Consider the following 16,781-nt stretch of genomic DNA (forward strand, 5'->3'; position numbering starts at 1 on the left):
AAGCACTATCCCACGAGGTGTTTTTTAGCGATCTCAAATCGCTGTTTTAGCACTTTCTCGTCGCTGGTTCCGTAGTATGTCGTTTCCTCGAAACTGGAGTCCGCAACAAGTTTTTTGTAACGCTCTGCGAAGTCTTTCGGGAATTTGGCACCAGACTCAATAAGTACACACAGGACGGAATCGAGTACTGACGAGTTTAGCGGCCCTCGGATATGAAAAGGCTTATCGCCTAACTCTTCAACTACCTTTTCGCAAACCGCGGGGAATAACTCTTTGAATTTGTGAATCCTGTTTCCTTGTGCGTTTTTGTTCTTCCGCATCTCGGAGTTCAGGAACTCTTTCATCGGCTTTTCATATTCCCCCCACTTTTTATATAAAGCCAGCACACGCAATATTAACTCAACGTCCTTTTGATGCTTATCGAGGCCCCGTTTTCCGAGGATTCGACGCCACTGTGGAAGGTTGTTAAGCTCTCCAAGAACCTGGACTAGCTTCCCCCGAAAAACACAGTTTCTGATCTCTTGTGGCTTGAGCGGAGTCCCTCCGGTGTTGAGACGCTCAAATATATGATATATACTTGTATGTTCTTTTTTGGGGTCGAGCTGCCGCACGTTCATAAACCTAAGAACGCAACCCTTAAGTTTCCTTTGATCTGACTCATCAAGATCGACAAATCGCTTGCGGGCATACGGGCTTTTCTCATTTAATCCAGTCAGCCGAAAAACCTGCCGGCGTCCCTGTAAATTTTCTGAGCCGAAGTACCCCTCGAAATAATAGATCACGCTAAGAATTCTCTGCTGACCATCTATTACTAGATTTTTGTTCGCTTCGTCTACATATATAAAAGCCTGCGGAACTGGTAGCCCCATCAGAAAGGACTCAATGAGCAAGGATGACTGCTTTATACTCCAAACAAAGTGCCGCTGAAACCTGGGAATCTCCAGATCTTCGTTTTTCCACATCTCGAAAATCACAGAGAGGGTAAGATCCGACGGGTAGGTAGCGATGTCGTAAGAGACAAACGGCTCTTCTTCTTCACTCTCTGCGCCTTCAAAAACCGTTAATTCTTGTTCTTTCGCAATATTTTGTTCTGAATACGACATACTGGGCACCTTTCAATTATTTATAAAACTCTGGACAATCTAAACACGGCACATATGGAAGGGGCCAAATACAGGAAGACAGTGTGTCTGTATAGCGCCGAGTCACTGCAAGTCATTTGGTTGAGCTTCCTGACCGGGTGTGAGGTGTCCTGCTTGCCGATGGGCAGCCCCTACCTATCCTTCTACCTAAACCAAGCGTTCAGGACTATTACTTGCCTCACCCAACAGCACAAGATATATCCGGCGGCAGCCTGAACCGATGATCGTGGGCGGTTCTATACACAGGGACGACCCTACAAAAGATAACTAAACTGGGCTTCAAACGCCGACTTTAAAGTCTCACGGCTACGGTATGGATCTTCTTCTATAAAAAATTGATTAGCTGCCAGAGTCCCAAAGCGAATGCCGGATTCAAATCCTGGCGGCTTATCATCGCATCCCATAGACTTATTTACGGTCAACAAAAAGGACTCTGCGTTTTGTTCCCCGGCGAGCTTCGCGCCGACCCTCAGAAGACAGAACGAGTTAAATGTGCCGAACTCTCGAAAACCTGCCGATTGTGTTGCGACGGAAGAAAAGGCAGCAAATACACCAACCGTGAAGTTATAAAAGCCACCACCCAAATATTCTCCCGCAGATCCATACCGCTTCTTAGCATCCTCGTAAATAGGTCTGACATGATCGTGGATGGCATCTGCATATTGCGGGACAAGCCGGAGTGCAACCTCTTCCTCATCATTCACGAAGTTTCCCCCTGCCTTTTTATATCTAGGCATTTCTTGACGCTTCTTCGCTAGGTCTAGCCCCTCTTTGATAGAATGGGTTTTTGGGTTTGCGCCTATTTTTTTAGAAACATTCCCACCGTGTGCGTGGGCAAGAAAAATAACAATCGCTATAGCTATTGGTCCTACCAGCCACTCCATAACCCCCCCCCCTACGGAATTTATTCCTCAAGCAGATCGAACACCATTCTCCTTTCTAAGTGTGCCACCACAGCTCACCCTCATGGCTCGCCATACCGATGGCCTCCAGGGCCTCTAGGGCAGCCTGGACGGCCTTACGGGGCCGGTGTGTGTAGCGCGCCGCGATGCTGTCGGTCGTCTGAGGCCCTTCAGAGAGGGCCTGGCGAACCGCTCGGATGCGCTCACCCGTATTCTTCGGGAACGTCGGCTTCTTGCCGGCCGGCTCTGCGGCGGTAGAAACCGTGGCCAACTCGGTCTGCTCCGCCTGGTGCCCGCTGCTCTCACTCGTCTGCTCCCCCGCCTCGTCTGGCGCCTGAAACTCAGGACGCAGCCAGCGGACATGCCCTCGGGCCTCCTCAGCAGCGCGCTGGGCATTGAGGTCTACTAGGCGCTGCAGTAGCTCCTGCTCGGCTTCTTCTTGGTCCTCGGGCTTGTCTTGAAGGGGCGTGGTCCCACCGGGACGCCCGACAAGCACGTTTGCGAGATCATCCCAGCCGTACGCCTCGAACACTGCCCGGTCGAGTTCATCGTGTAGCTCCGCGAGTACCGAGACCAGCCCCTGCTCGTGGATTGTGCGCTCCTTCTTCGTCAGCGTCTCCCCGGCGCGGATCTTCTCCAAGACGTTGTACATGTTCGTGAGCGTAAGCTCCGAGTGGTGCCTTTGGCGCTCCTTGCGGTGAGCATCGAGATGCTCGGCGAGGTCTGCGATCCGCTCAGCCAGGCTATCGCCCACCTCGGGGAAGGGGAAGGTATTGAAACAACTGGAATGATTGTAGGTCGGATCGTTGCCCGCCCCGAGCCAGCTTCCCGATGCCAATGCCCAAGCAAAGTGGATTCGGCTAGACAGCACACCCAGGTAGAATGGAGCATCAAGTGCTATATTGACCAGTTTAGATTCTGGCAGGATTGAATGCTCTAAAAAAACAAAAAAGTGGTGCTTAGAGGTTCTTGTTTTAGATATGTAACGCGGGAGTCCCGCTACCATGCGTCGCCAGTCGATTCTAGGTTCACCGAAGACCCACCAGTAATTACGATAGACAGAGCGCTTGTTCTGGTCTCTCTCGGGTTTAACCCTCTCGAAAACATGCTGATAGATTGCGGGATACCGCTTACGGACGGTTTCAAGGTCAAGTCCATGGAGATCTATGACTTTTACACCACGCGGTATCTGTGAGACGTCTCGACCGTTCCTGAAATCGCGGATCACCCGGTCGGTCGGGTCCAGGCTTTCTTTAGAAAGCTGACTTGCTTTATCCGGCTCTACGATAAAACCGGAACCGTGGAGCTTAACTCCCATGGCACTTAAACCCGTGTTCGAGGCAAGCGACCGAGCGGCGCCGACGTTGGCCCCAACGGAAAGAGTGGGGTATATAACGCCCTCTTTTTTTCTGAGCGCCACCGTAACTCCGTCATCGGCACTTCGGACTTCATCAGTAGGTGTCGCAAGCACACCTTCGTGATGGCCGTGCTGTGCGACGCTCATCGCAATCCGCACGGCGGCGCCGTCATTGCCGTCCACCCAAGGGTGATCCGGTATCGCAAAAACCAGAGACAGTGGCTTCTTATTATCCTGTAAATGAGCTTCCAAAACTCTACGATTGAACGATTGCCGAAGGCTGTTGGTCGTAATGAACCCGAAGCGCCGCACCTGCCCCGATCTCGCCTTCTCAGCAGCGATGTGCCACCAATATAGTACAAAATCCGCCGAATCTGGCACTAGACGCCTGAATACGCATCGCACCGCATCGGTATAACCGTCTCCGAGGGCACGGCGCATATTGGAAGGACCGAGGAACGGGGGGTTCCCGACTATAAAATCCGCCTCCGGCCAGTTCGCTCGTCGGGGATTAATGTAGTGATAGACCTGAAGGCGCTGAGCCTCGTCAGGGACCAGCTCGCCTGTAGCCGGGTGCTCTTTGTACGAGCGACCATCCCATATTGTTATCGGCTGACCATCGCCATCGAGTTGTGGCTCCACATCGTCGTACTCGATTAGCGCATCCCGATGCTCGATGTTGTGGAACCGACGCAGGATTGGCTCCGGCAGGTTATCCACGCGCCCATGGATTCGGTAGTGCCACTGGACGTAGCCGATCCAAAGCACCATTTCCGCAATGTGGGCTGCCCACGGATTGATCTCCAAACCGAGGAACTGGTGCGGGTCCACGGTCATGCCCTCGGCATCGAAGCCAGTTTGCCCACCACGAAGCTCCGAGAGGAGCTCTAGAACCTCACCCTCAAGGCGTTTGAGGTGCTCCATCGCCACATAGAGGAAGTTGCCCGAGCCGCAAGCTGGATCGAGCACGCGCGTCTCCAGCAGCCGACCAAAAAAGCGCTCCACGGCTTCGCGGGCTTCCTTCTCCTTCCCCTGGGCAAGCAGCATGGCCGCCTGGGCTTGTGCGTCTGCCCACTCCTCGCGCAAGGGCTCGACGACCGTCGGTAGAACCAAGCGTTCAACGTACGGCCGGGGGGTGTAGTGTGCGCCGAGCTTGTGCCGCTCCTTGGGGTCCAGGGCCCGCTCCAGCAACGTCCCGAAGATCGCCGGCTCCACTTCGGTCCAGTCGTGGGAGGCCGCGTTGATCAGTAGATCAAGCTGGTCCGTGTTGAGAGGGATGGGGTTGATCTCGTCAAAGAGCCCGCCGTTGAACTGCGGGATGCGCACCAACCAACGAGACTCAAATCCACCATCCCGCATCCGCTCCCAGAGGGATCGCATGGCATCCGGGAACACCTCGGGGTTCTGGCGTACTTCCCGCAGCATTTCCTGGTAGCGGCCGTGCGGGATAAGACCGATGTCCTCGGCGAACATCGTGAACATGGCCCGCATCAGGAATCGGGAGACGCGCTCAACCTCGTAGCCGCCCTGCTCTAGCGAGCGCGCGAGCTTTGCCAAGTCATCACTGATCTGCCGGGTAACACGCGCCGCGCGCTTGGACAGGTCGAGCGCGTCCGGTTCGAGCCAGACGAGCCGAAGGCGCTCGCGGACCTCTGAATCCCGAAGATCCTCCAGGCGGATTCGGTGTTGGGCTGGGCTCGGGTATGGGACGTAGTTGCCGCCGCTACGTGAGAACTCTGAGTAGCACTCAATGACCTGGCCCACATCGACCACCAGGATGAACGGTGGCCGACCTTCCCACGCTGGCAGCGCCCGAACGTAACCCTGGGCTTGCTCAAACGCCCGCTTGAGGGCCTTGTCCCAGCCGGTGGTGTTCTCTCCGGCCCTGATCTTCTTCGATTCCAGAACGAAGCAGCCACGCCGGTAGAGATCCGCCCTCCGGTTGTGGACGGAACCATCTGGGCCGTGCTCATGCAGGCGCCGCTCAAAGACGTACTCGTTCTCCTCAGCGCGGTCCCCGGCCGGATCCGGCTTCGGAAGCTCTAGGACATCACACAGCTCGGTGAGAAAGAGTTGGGAGTTTGCTTGCTCGGTCCCGGCGACGCCGCTCCAACGGCTGATGAACTGCTCGACCGGGTGTTCCGCGTCTACTGCTTGCTCGGCCATCCTTGTCCTCGGGCGCAGAGTGCGAGTACGTTTCCCACGAGGCTTATCAGGGTACCATCTCGCCCCTCGGTAGCCGAGCAGCCCGGCCTTTCACTTGCCTTGATGGGAGTCAATCACGCTCGACATGCCACATAGGTCTATGCCTGACCCGGAGCGGCGAGTTGCGGATTTCCTCGCCCATCGAGCGGGTTTGCACACCTGCGCGAGGATTTCGTAGGGTAGACAGACATCGAGTCCTCGGCTGGTTGCCCTCGGCTGTCGAAAACCTCCCGTAAGGCCCGCCTCGCTACAATATAGAGCGCTACTACTCACGTGTACAGAATTACACGGTACGGCACAACCAGGGACTTTCGGATTTTTTCAAATAACTCTAGGACCCCGATGAGTGATCCGAAGCTTAAACAAGGTTGGCGAGACATCATTCTTCACGGGCGCAATGTTGCGACCTACAAGTTCGCACTCGGACGCGCTCTGTTAGAGCTCGCGGCCGAGGGGAGAGGGTTCGTAACCCTTGAAGAACTTGCAGTACCTTACCAGCGCCACATGGTTCGCCATGTCCGCGAGGTTCCGCGCCAGATGACCAGCAGGTCAAGCCGGTACGTCGCGGCGTGCTTCCATTACGTGGAAGGGCGGATTAACGAGACCGAACTTCAGAGCGCGACACTAATCCACGGGTTCAACCACGTTATTGATGCATTTCATAACGTAGAAACGCCCCATGCGGATCCCACGCAATTCTACATCGACGAACGCAAGGGAAAACGCAGTGGCGGGATCCGCCTGACCGACGAAATACTCCAGCTCGCTAATTCAGAGGTCACTTCAGAAATTACCCAAGAAGTCGAAACCCGCTGGCAACTGGTCGAGCGCGCCTGGGAGACCCGATACGGATCGGGACAGCCTCTTTTGATGGCCTACGAGGAGCCGAGCGAGTCGCTGATCCCGGCCCTACTTGGAAAGCGAACACCCTTCAGGGCTTCGGTGCGGCCCTCTCTTAACGGCTACCAGCGCGGGCATTGCTTTTACTGCTACTGTCCCATCTCGTATTTGCCAGAGGGTCTGGACGGCTCGCACGTCGATCACTTCGTACCGTTCGCTAGCGCAGCGCGAGGCCTCCATGATCAACCCATCGACGGCGTCTGGAATCTAGTTCTCGCGTGCAAGGACTGCAACCAGAAAAAGCACGACAGTCTGCCTGCTCGTAGCTACATGCAGCAGCTAGCGACCCGGAATGAGTGGCTCATCGAGAGCAATCACCCGCTCAAGGAAACGGTGATAAAGGCTACCGGACCAACGCAAAAGCACCGAGCGAAGTTCTTACAGCGCGTGTACGCCCGTGCAGCGGAAGTGACCCGGGGGCCGTGGAAGGCGGAACAGCGCGCGCCTTTCCCTTTCACGCAATTCATCATCTCTTGAGCTGGGGCACCACGCATTCAACACCCCTCAGCGCGGGGCAATCGCCGCTGCTGCGCTGGACAGATGGTCCGTCTTTGCCTCAACACGTCTCACGGCTCGGTTATATGCCGGATAGCTGATTGCGTTCCGCCGATAGTCGCGTTCCAGCGCTCGACGTTCGGCGTGAAGCGCGCGCCGGCGTTGGTCGATCTCCATGCTTCGGAACCAGTACCCGAGGTCCACATCGTGCCCGCGCGCCTTGATGCCGACCCCGGAGGCGAGAGACTGAGGGATACTCGCCGGGCGGTCGAGAAGGTCGCGCTCGCCGCGCAGTGCGGACATGAGCGAGGCATTGTGCCAGGAGCCTGGGATGTACGCCCCACTCGGCACGTAGGCACGCCACAAGTAGCCTATGCGCGCATTGAGCCGGTCTTGCCAGTCCGAGGCGAGCGGGTCGTAGATTTCCTGCCCGGTGAAGTTCTGCTTGTTCAGGTATAGCTCGAAGCCGATCTGGAGCGGGCCACCCATCTGCAGCCAGGCCGGTACGCCGGTGACGCCCTGCTGGGTGTCGAAGACATCGCCGGCCGGCACCCAACGCATGATGTCGATGTACATGGGGTTGTCGTACTGATCGCGCCACGGCAGCCGCACCATGCGGTTCCAGCCGATGTCCGTGAACGGGATTGAGGCCCAGGTCATGCCTTGGACCTCGGGGCGCATCGTGCGCCGCTCCTCGTCCTCGTCGCCGGGCTCCAGCTCGAAGGCAAGCAGGTTGGTCAGGTAACCGATAGTGATGTACTTGGCGAGCTTCCAGGGCCGGTGGGCGATGGCCGTGGCGATGGCCGGCGCCGCGCGGTAGGTGTAGCTGATAAACGGCAGCACACTCTGCCGGGCGGCGTTCACCCAGGGGGCGCGGATGTTGTAGTCGAGGAATTGCACCCGCGCCTGCCGGGCCGCCTCGGGCGCATCCATGCCCATGCCGCGCAGGCGCATGTACGTCCCCATGCGGAAAATCTCATCCTCGACCTGGTAGAAGTCCACCATGCGCCGGTCGGCCTTCTTCACCCCGTCCCACAGCCGGTAACCAAGCTGGGATAGGAACCGCACCCGGCCACCCATCGACTCCTCACCGCGCCGGGCCTCGGCGAGCATCTCATCGACGATGGGCGCGAGCACGTCGCGCTGGATCTCCTGGTGGACGAAGGTGCCGCCGAAGGCGCCGTGCTCACGCGCCTCCTGGTACATGGGCCCCTTGTGCGCGAACTCCCGGATCCCCGCGGCAAGGTCACGCACACGCACGTCGATCAGGTCCATGAGCCCGAGGTTCGACATCACGTTGTTGACGTGGACCACGGGCGAGCGGGCGGTGTTGTGGGTGGGCACCATGCCGTCGCCGGCTAGGTACAGGTGGCTCTCCGACGAGACCGCAATGCACCGCACAGGCACCGAATCGACCGGGGTGATGGATACGATTTGTCGGTTCCCCGAGCGCCGCCGGGAGACCGAGGCCGGCCGGATCCGTTCGGCCTTGCGCCGGATTGTGGCTACGGGGCGATCCGTGTTCGGGCGGAAGTAGATTCTCCAGTGTGTGCCGACGCACTCTCCGTTCAGGCGAGACTCAGACGGACGCAGGGTCGGCTTGTACCCGAGCGAGGTCACAAGCTCTTTGATGCCCCGGGCAAGACGCTCGGAGCTGCTGATGATGATGCACTCCCCCTTGGTTGTGATGCACCCGTCAGAGTCCACGATGCCTTGCAGAAGCTCCAGCCGTTGCTGCTGCGAAGCCCGCAGATACTCGCCGGGGATGTGCTTATCGCCGATCACACCCAGGTCACGCATTCGGTCCCCGAAGTCCGCGTTGACTACCGGAGACATCGGCTCGCCGATGGATTTCTCTCGGCGGGCCTCTCGCTCGCACTCCCCGCAGTTTTTCGGGTTGCGGTGACTGTCGTCGTGGCCACGGATACAGCGTCCAGGCTGCTTCTGAATCGTAAACGAATAGACGTTGTTGCGCTTATCCTTTATCGGGGCGGTGCAAACCACCCCGGATGACTCCAGGTTGGAGACAACCTCCTCCAGGTCTTGGCCGCCAACGTATAAGCGGGGGCTTCTCTTGTGGCCGTCTCCAAGCCAAACCCCCAGCGCGTAGGGCGGCAAGGGTAGGTCGGCATCCGGTAGTTCCAGTGCGCCGGCCACCCGGATCGAATGGGCCGCTTCGCCCCGATGGTTGATCGTGAGCGTGTTGCGGATTTCCTCAGTGGTACGAACGGCGCCCCCATCGTTACGGTGGTTCGTGAACCACCAGTGCTCATCGTCGGCCACGATGCTGGTCCCATCCGAGAACTCTACCCGGTAACAGGGTCGGCCGTGCTGAACGTCCTTCACCTCCAAGACCGTGCAGGGCTTTCCGTTCTCATCGAACAGTGTGTCGCCCTCCTGGATTTCCCCCATCGTGGTCCATCCGTCCGCAGTCGGGATCGGCGTATCGAGGGCCAGGGCCTTGTTCAGCTTCCAGTGGGTCAGCAGCTTTCGCCACGTCCCCGGCGTCTGCATGATGTCCAGCTCGTTGAGGTCGCGCCAGATTTCCGGGCGGACGTACATGCCGGCCAGATCACCCCACTTGAACGCCTTGGCGCCCTTAGCCACCCGAGTCTCGGGCACCCGCACCCAATCGACGCCCACGAACGTCGAGAGCCGCCGCGCCTCCTCGGCGTTGACGATCTCCGGCGCCTCGCCGGTCTCGGTGGTGGGCTCGTGCGTGGCCCAATCCGGGTTCTTGGCGATGTCGGAGAAGAACCGGGCGCTGGAAATATCGTGCGCGAGAAGCTGGAAGCTCTTGATGAGGTTGTAGCGCACATCGAGCACCTGGCCCATGTCCTCGCGCTCGGCCCGAGTGAAGTCGCGGCGGAGGATCAGCTTATCGCCCCGGGCACCGGCCACCTCGAAGGTGCCGCGGTTCTCCCAGGTGTCAAAGCGCGCCGGAAGCTCCCGGTCGGCGGGCCAGAACACGCGCTCGCGCACCCGGCGGTGGGTCGGCTGCGCCGGGTCCATGCCGGTGAGCGGGTCCATGCCCTCGGGGGTGGGCTCCAGGCGGTCGAGCATGACCCACTCGGTGCCCACCAGGTGGGTGTCGGCCTGGCCGGGGCGCAGCTTCCGGCCCCACCAGTCGCGGGGCACGTTGCGAAGCAGCCGCTCGGTGGTGACCTCCTCCTTGAGCCCGCGCATCCGCAGCGAGTCGCCGCCGATCTTCTTGCGGTGCTTGCGCTGCGCCTGGTGCATCCACTTCGGAAGTCCCGAGAGTTCCGCCTCGTGCTTCTGGTAGCTGCGGTGCAGCCAGTCGGTGATCGCGCTATCGGCCTTTATCAGCCCAAGCTCGATCATCTGCCCGGTCAGGTCATCCAGGGCGGCACGGATCGGCGTCGAGAGTGATTCCAGCGCCTCGGTCGGCACCTCGCCCTCATCAAGCACGCGCTGGAGTACCAGGCGCTCCTCGCGGCTGAGGTCGGCCTTCTGGATCTGCTCGACCAGCCCCTCCATCTGCCCGAGGATCCGCCGGCTCTCCGACTCCCGGGCGGCATCGCGCTGGATGAACGACTCGGGCACGCCGTAGCGGTCGATGAGCCCGGCCCGGCCCCGCTCCACCAGCGGGTGCAGCCAGCGCCCGAACGTGCCCTCCGGGTCCACCGTGCGCTCGTGGAGCGTCTTGCGGATCTGCTCGGTCAGTTGCACACCCGGGCGGAAGCGGCCGTACTCATCCGTGCTGCCGGTCAGGTCGAAGACCGCGCTGAACAGCCGATCCACCGGGGCGCCCTTGCGGATGCCCTCGCTGACCTGGCGCTGCCGGTCCAACGCCTCGGTGCCCTCCTGGCCGCGCCGGGCAAAGGCCGCCTCGCCGGCCATCTGATCCGGCGTCTGCGCCTCCAGGGAGCGGTGAGCCCGGCGCAACAGGGCCCGCAGGTCCGCGTCGTTGAGTCGGATGGTCAGCCCGAGCCCGCGCAGCCACTCGCGCAGTGCCGCCACCGCCCGCTCGATGATGCCGGCGTGGGTGCCATCCTCGGCCATCTGCGCCAGGCGCTCCTCGGCGATGATCGCCCGGTGCGTGGCGTTCTGCGGATCGAAGGTGCCAGGCTGGAAGTAGCTGTCGATGATCGACTGATTGCCCTTCACGCCGCCGGTGGCCGCCCACACCTGATTGAGCACCGGGCGGATCCGGGTACCGAGGAGATTGCGCAGCCCGTAGTGGCCGACCGCCTCGTGCAGCAGGGTCCGCTCCAGGGCTTGGGCGCTGTCGTGGCGATCCGCCACGAGGTAGATCACCCCGCGGTAGTAGACCCCGCGCATATCCTCCAGGGCCCCGGCCTGCTCGGCCAGCGCGTGGATGTCGGCGGGCAGGTCGCGCACGCTCTGCACCGTCTCCAGGCGCGGGCCGTTCCACCCGGCGCTGACCGCGGCAACGTGGCGCCGGGCCTGCTCGACCGGGAGCCCTTGCCCCAGGGTCGAGGACCGCTTGAGGCTCGGCCCCTCGGCCCAATCGCGCAGCGCACCCAGGTCCACGCCTTCCATCTCGTGCCCAAGCGCCATGTCATCGACGCGCAGGCGAACATCGCCCGGTGTGCCGCGCTCGACCATCTCGGTGGCCATGCGCCGGATCTGCGCCCGCCCACGGCCATAGGGCGCCAGGGCCGGCGAGCCGCTGATCCGCACCTCGTGCGCATCGCCGTAGCGGACGTAGCGTAGGGTGCTGTCGGCCTCGTAGGCGTCCATGTCCACCACGATGTTGCTGTGGTGCCAGTCCACCGCGTCGCCCTGGCGCTGCGTGTAGTGCTCCGACGGGCCTTGCCGCGGGACCATGCCGATCCAGGGATCGTGGTAGGGGCCGCGGGCATACCGCTCCTCGCTGCCGCCGGCCTCGCCGCCTTCCTGGCTTTCGCGGGCGAGTTCCGCCTCCAGGGCCCGCACCTGGCCTTGCAGGTCTTCCAGGCGCTCGGCGCCGTCGTACTCCTGACTCAGACGGCTCTCGTACTCCCGAACCTCCTGCTCGGCCTCGGTGATGCGCTTTCGGTGGTGCTCGATCTCCGACTCGAACCCGCGAAGCTGGTGCTCAAGCGACTGGATCAGGCCCCGGGCCGAGCCGGTCACGCGCACGTCGGCGGAGTAGTCGCCCGCACGCTTGAGCCCCACGTCGGCGAACCGCTCGTGGGTGCCCCACACCGTCGCCATAATGTCGAAGCCGCCGATCTCGCCGATCTTCTTCGGCGGCGCCATGCCCTGCCCCTGCTTTAACTCCTCGATGCGCTGGAGCATCGCCTGGCCGGCCTCCAAGCGGTCGGTGAACGCCTGATCGCCGATCTTGGCGGTGAACGCCTCGCCGCTGGTGTCCTGGCGCTGGGCGATGTCCTCCTCGATGCGCGGGATCCGGTTCTCCGAGGCTTGGCGGCTCATCTGTGCGCGGTTGATCCGCTGACGGATCACCGACTGCTCGCGCTGGTGCGCCGCCTTGCGCCGCTGCTCACGCTCAAGGTTCTGGCGCAGTTCGGTGAGCTGCATGATCCGCGGGTCGGCCGTCGAGAGCGCCTTGGCCTGCTCGTACTGGCTGGCTTCGCCCAGGTCATCCATGTCGCGCAGCGTCGGGTCGCCGCGGAAGAAGCCTTCGATGAAGCGCGCCTTGCGCTCCATCATCTGCCACATGGTCGAGTCGTAGGTGCCCTTGGTCGAGTAGTCGTGAATCTCGATCTCGGGGTTCATGTTGCCCTGGCGCAGAATCCGGCCGTTGCGCTGCTCGTCGTCGGCCGGGTACCAAAGCGGGTCGAGGTTATGGACCGCGTAGAGCCGGCGCTGGGCGTTGACGCCGGTGCTCATCTTGGCCGTCGAGCCGATGAGCACGCGGACCTTGCCCTCGTTCACGTCGTTGAACAGCCGTTGCCGTGCGGCGTGGGTCTTGTAGTCGCGGATGTCGGCAATCTCTGAGCGCGGCACCCCGCGGCGGGCCAGTTCGGCGCGGATGTAGTTCGGCACCGAGAAGCCCCGTGTGCCCGAGAGCCCGAGGTTGGCAAAGATCATCTGCGTGGCCGGGCCAGCGTCCACCGGGGTCTCGCTGTAGCCATCGGCACGCGGCTCGTAGAACGGCTGCGCGCTCGTGCGCCGGTGGATCTCGGCCACGTTGTCGATGAGCATGTTGAGCTTGCTGCCCGGGTCTTCGCTCACCTCGCGGTCGGCCAAACGCATGTCGATGGCGGCATGGCGCCCATCGTTGATGACCGAGAGCATGATGTCGTCGCCAGGCTCCGGCGGGCCCTTGCGCCGCTCGATGGCCTCCATCCGCGCGGCCAGCTTCGCCTGATACTCGACCAGCGCCTCCGAGCGTTCGGCCAGGTTCATCTGCCGCTTGCCCCCGCGCAACCGGGGCCGGGTGACGTACTCGCCAAGCTGCTGGCTGGTCACCACGTCCATGTTCTGGCGAACCATGTTCGACAGTTCCGGGACGTTGACGAACTTGGCAAAGCGCGTCACCGACTTGTAGTTGCCGGCGGCGTCTTGCTCGAGGTCCGTGACCGTATCGCCAAAGGCGCCGGCCCAGGCGTCGAAGTGCGACAGCCCGCGCGCCTCCAACTCCTGCGGCTGGAGGTAGCGGCTGATTGTGTAGAGCTCGGCCATGGTGTTGGTCACGGCCGTCCCCGAGGCCAGCACGAGGTTCTGCCCCGGGTTCACCCGCTCCAGGTGGCGGCTCTTGGCGTACAGATCCCACGACGCCTTCGAGCCCTCGGGGCTGACCCCCTTCACGCCGGACATCTTCGTGGCGAAGTCCAGCTTGCGGAAGTAGTGGGCCTCGTCCACGAACAGAAAATCCACCCCCATCTCCTCGAAGGTGAATACCTGGTCCGTGGCCTTCTCCGCCTTGCCGGTAAGCCGCTGCTCCAGGCGCTCGATCTGCTTCTGCAACCGGGAGCGCGTGATGCGGTTCTCGGCATCCTTGTCCATCTGCTCAAGCAGTTCGCGGTAGTCGTCGATCTGCTGCTGGATCAGACCGTCCTGGAACTCGTTGCTGACCGGGATCATCCCGAACGCCGAGTGGGTGATGATGATGGCGTCCAGGTCCTCGCTCGCCACGTTGGCGATGAACTGCTTGCGCCGGCTGGTGTGAAAGCGCCGCTCATCTGCCACGGCAATGCGTGCCGTGGGGTACTGCTCATAGAACTCCTTGGTGAACTGCGCGAGCATGTGATTCGGGACCACGTACATGGGCTTTTTCACCAGCCCGAGCCGGCGCATTTCCATCCCCGAGCCGATCATCGCCGAGGTCTTTCCGGCGCCAACGCCGTGCGCCATGTATGTGTTGCCCGACTGGATGATCCGCGCGATCACCCGCTTCTGATGCGGGCGCCACTGCCAAGCGGACGAGACGCCCGGCGTGGTCAGGTAGGAGCCGTCGTACTCGCGCACGACCGTCGAGTTGAACTGCTCGTTGTAGATTTCGGCCAGTTCCGCGGCCCGGCCCTCGTCCTCCCAGGCCCAGGTCGAGAACTTCTCCTTGATCGTCTTGAGCTTGTCCTGTGCAGCCTGCGTGGCCTCGGTATCGACCCAGGTGGTCCGGGTGCCGTCAGCGAGCTTTTCCGAGCGGGTGACCTGTGGCGTGCGCCGGTTCAGTGCGTGCTCGATCAGCTCGGTGGCCGACAGGTCCGCCGTGCCCCACTCGGCGGTGGACGCCGCCGATCCCTTATCCCCACTGACCTCCCAATAGGCGAGCTTCGGCGTATAGCGCGCGGTGAGCGTGCGAAGCCCTAACCCATCGGTGGCGAACCGCTCCACGATTGCCTCGGGGATCCACGGGGCGCCCAGGGTGGCGCTGATCTCCGAAGGCGTTAGATCGACCGGCTGCACCGCCTCCAGGGCGGCGACGTTGCGCTCGAACTCGGGGTTTTTCTCCGCCGCCGCCTCGGCGCGGCGCAGCTTCTCGCGCACGTTGCCCGAGAGGTACGCATCGCGCAGGACGTAGGTGTCTTCGGTGCCAGGGAGCTTGAAGATGCTCTCACCCAACTCCTCGATGGCCTGCGTCTGCGATTTGCCCGAGAGCGCGGCGATCTCCGGGATGTCGAGCCGGCCCTTGCGGTTGAGGACATGGAGCATCGCGTCGTTGACCGAGCGGATTTCGGGCGCGCGCTCACGGGTGATGATGTTCTCTCGGAACACCCCGCCCTTGGTCACCTCGCCGGTTTCGTCGTTATATCGCTCTATGGCGCGCAGACGGTAGCTCTCGGGGTCATCCATGAACGGGTCGATGTTCTCCCGCTTCTCGATGACCAGATCCTCCATGGCGGCCGGGTCGAAGCTCCCCTCGTCGAAGCTGCGCCCCTCCCGCTCGGCCTGCTCGCGGGCGGCCTTGCGCACGGCGGCGATCTTGGTCAGCGATGCTCCCTCGGCAATCAGCCCCGAGGCGTCGAAGTCGCCCTCATGCCAGAGCTCCCCGGCATACCGGGCTTCTTCACGTGCCTCCGCCCGGGCGGCCTCTTGCTGAACGATGGTCGGGCGCCGGTACTGGCGTTCGAGCTTGTTGATCGGCCCGAACCGCTCCACGAAGGCATCGTAGGCTTCGTTGAGACGCTGACGGGCCACCTTGGCGTTGTCCGGCTGCCCGGCCAGATCCGCGGCGTAGACCGCGCGCAGGGCATCACGGATGGGGACCAGGCCACGGATGCGCTCGATATGCTCCTTGGGAATGCCCGCCTGCCCCTTGCCGCGGGCCTTCACCGGCACGCCGACACCGTCGCGCACCTGCATCAGCCGCTCGCCGTCGAAGTAGAACGAGCCGTCCTTCTTCTGATCGGTGCCGAAGTCGATCTCCGCCCGCTCGTCCTGGGTCACCCCCTCGGCCATAACGTTCTCGGGGAACTGCTCGATGGCCCGCGCCAGGGCCTTGTCGAGCGGCTGGCCCTTGATCCCGCGCACGGCGTAGCGATTCTCGTAGAGCGGGTCAAAGAACCCCTGCTCGCCGAGCACCATCTCCGGGTTCTCGGCGAAGTAGCGGCTCATCCGCCCGGTGATCGACTGCCCGTGCTTGTTCGGGAGCGTGACCTCAACCGTCTCCGTCCAGCTACGATCCCCGGCCAGTTCCCCCTCCAGGCGCTTGCGCAGTACCACGATGTCGGTGGTGACGGAGGTGTGGGCGGTCTTCTCGAAGGCGGCACCCGGCAGACGGATCGCGCCCACCAGATCGGCCCGATCAGCCAGGTACTCGCGGGCGCTGGCATCGGCCTTGTTCATGGTCCCGGCCGACGTGACGAAGGCCAGGAGCCCACCGGGGCGCACCGCATCCAGGGACTTGGCGAAGAAGTAATCGTGCAGGAGGAACCCTTGCGGGTATCGGGAATCGCTGCGGATGGGGATGTCGGCAAACGGCGGGTTGCCGATCACCAGATCGAAGGTGTCCCGCGGCAAGGGCGTCCGGGTGAAGTCGTCCTGGCGCACGCCCCAGCGCGGGTAGAGCGCCCGGGCGATGCGCGCGGTGATGTGATCGAGTTCCAGGCCGGCGTAGTGCGTGCACGCCGCCACGTCGGCGGGCATGGTGGCGGGGAAGTTGCCCACGCCCATGCCCGGCTCGAACACCTGGCCGCCGTCGAACCCGAGCCGACGGACCAGATCCCACATGCCCCGGGTGACCGTCTCCGAGGTGTAGTGGGCGTACTGCAAGCTGCGCTCGGCGGTGCGGTACTCGGTATCGCTCAGAAGCTCGCGCAGTCGGGTGCCGATGTCCCGATAGCCCTTGGCGTACTCGCCCTGGGCGTCCGGGAACGCACCCTTGAGCCCACCCCAGCCGATGTAGCG

5 protein-coding genes are annotated in these 16,781 nt (G+C 62.1%); 1 reads left to right on the top strand and 4 read right to left on the bottom strand.

Features of this window, described 5'->3' with window-relative positions; translation table 11 throughout:
* Positions 1-5: 5 nt before the first annotated feature.
* The 3 genes from LRG07_RS05055 to LRG07_RS05065 form a co-directional block, all read right to left on the bottom strand.
* Entirely contained in the window at positions 6-1,103 is a 1,098-nt protein-coding gene (locus LRG07_RS05055; RefSeq protein WP_238641910.1) for a DUF262 domain-containing protein, read from the bottom strand.
* A 293-nt stretch (positions 1,104-1,396) separates the two neighbouring features.
* Positions 1,397-2,026, bottom strand: coding sequence for a hypothetical protein (locus LRG07_RS05060; protein ID WP_238641911.1), 630 nt, complete (start codon positions 2,024-2,026; stop codon positions 1,397-1,399).
* A gap of 55 nt (positions 2,027-2,081) precedes the next feature.
* Positions 2,082-5,567, bottom strand: a complete 3,486-nt coding sequence (locus tag LRG07_RS05065; protein WP_238641912.1) for a DNA methyltransferase — start codon at positions 5,565-5,567, stop codon at positions 2,082-2,084.
* A gap of 381 nt (positions 5,568-5,948) precedes the next feature.
* Between LRG07_RS05065 and LRG07_RS05070 the strand changes: the two genes are divergently transcribed.
* Positions 5,949-6,983 (top strand): HNH endonuclease, encoded by a 1,035-nt coding sequence (locus LRG07_RS05070; protein WP_238641913.1) that lies wholly within the window; start codon positions 5,949-5,951, stop codon positions 6,981-6,983.
* A 27-nt stretch (positions 6,984-7,010) separates the two neighbouring features.
* Here the strand turns inward: LRG07_RS05070 and LRG07_RS05075 are convergent, their stop codons facing one another.
* Positions 7,011-16,604 carry an LAGLIDADG family homing endonuclease gene (locus tag LRG07_RS05075; protein WP_370641499.1) on the bottom strand — a complete coding sequence of 3,198 codons (9,594 nt, stop codon included), beginning with the start codon at positions 16,602-16,604 and terminating at the stop codon, positions 7,011-7,013.
* Between the last annotated feature and the right edge of the window lie 177 nt (positions 16,605-16,781).

Source organism: Halorhodospira sp. 9622, assembly GCF_022228025.1.
GTDB classification, from domain to species: domain Bacteria; phylum Pseudomonadota; class Gammaproteobacteria; order Nitrococcales; family Halorhodospiraceae; genus Halorhodospira; species Halorhodospira halophila_A.

Bases quoted from the DNA above. Each gene is read 5' to 3' on its own strand.
- LRG07_RS05055 (WP_238641910.1), bottom strand. From the start codon at position 1,103: ATGTCGTATTCAGAACAAAATATTGCGAAAGAACAAGAATTAACGGTT.
- LRG07_RS05060 (WP_238641911.1), bottom strand. From the start codon at position 2,026: ATGGAGTGGCTGGTAGGACCAATAGCTATAGCGATTGTTATTTTTCTT.
- LRG07_RS05070 (WP_238641913.1), top strand. From the start codon at position 5,949: ATGAGTGATCCGAAGCTTAAACAAGGTTGGCGAGACATCATTCTTCAC.
- LRG07_RS05075 (WP_370641499.1), bottom strand. From the start codon at position 16,604: ATGTGGGATCTGGTCCGTCGGCTCGGGTTCGACGGCGGCCAGGTGTTC.
- LRG07_RS05065 (WP_238641912.1), bottom strand. From the start codon at position 5,567: ATGGCCGAGCAAGCAGTAGACGCGGAACACCCGGTCGAGCAGTTCATC.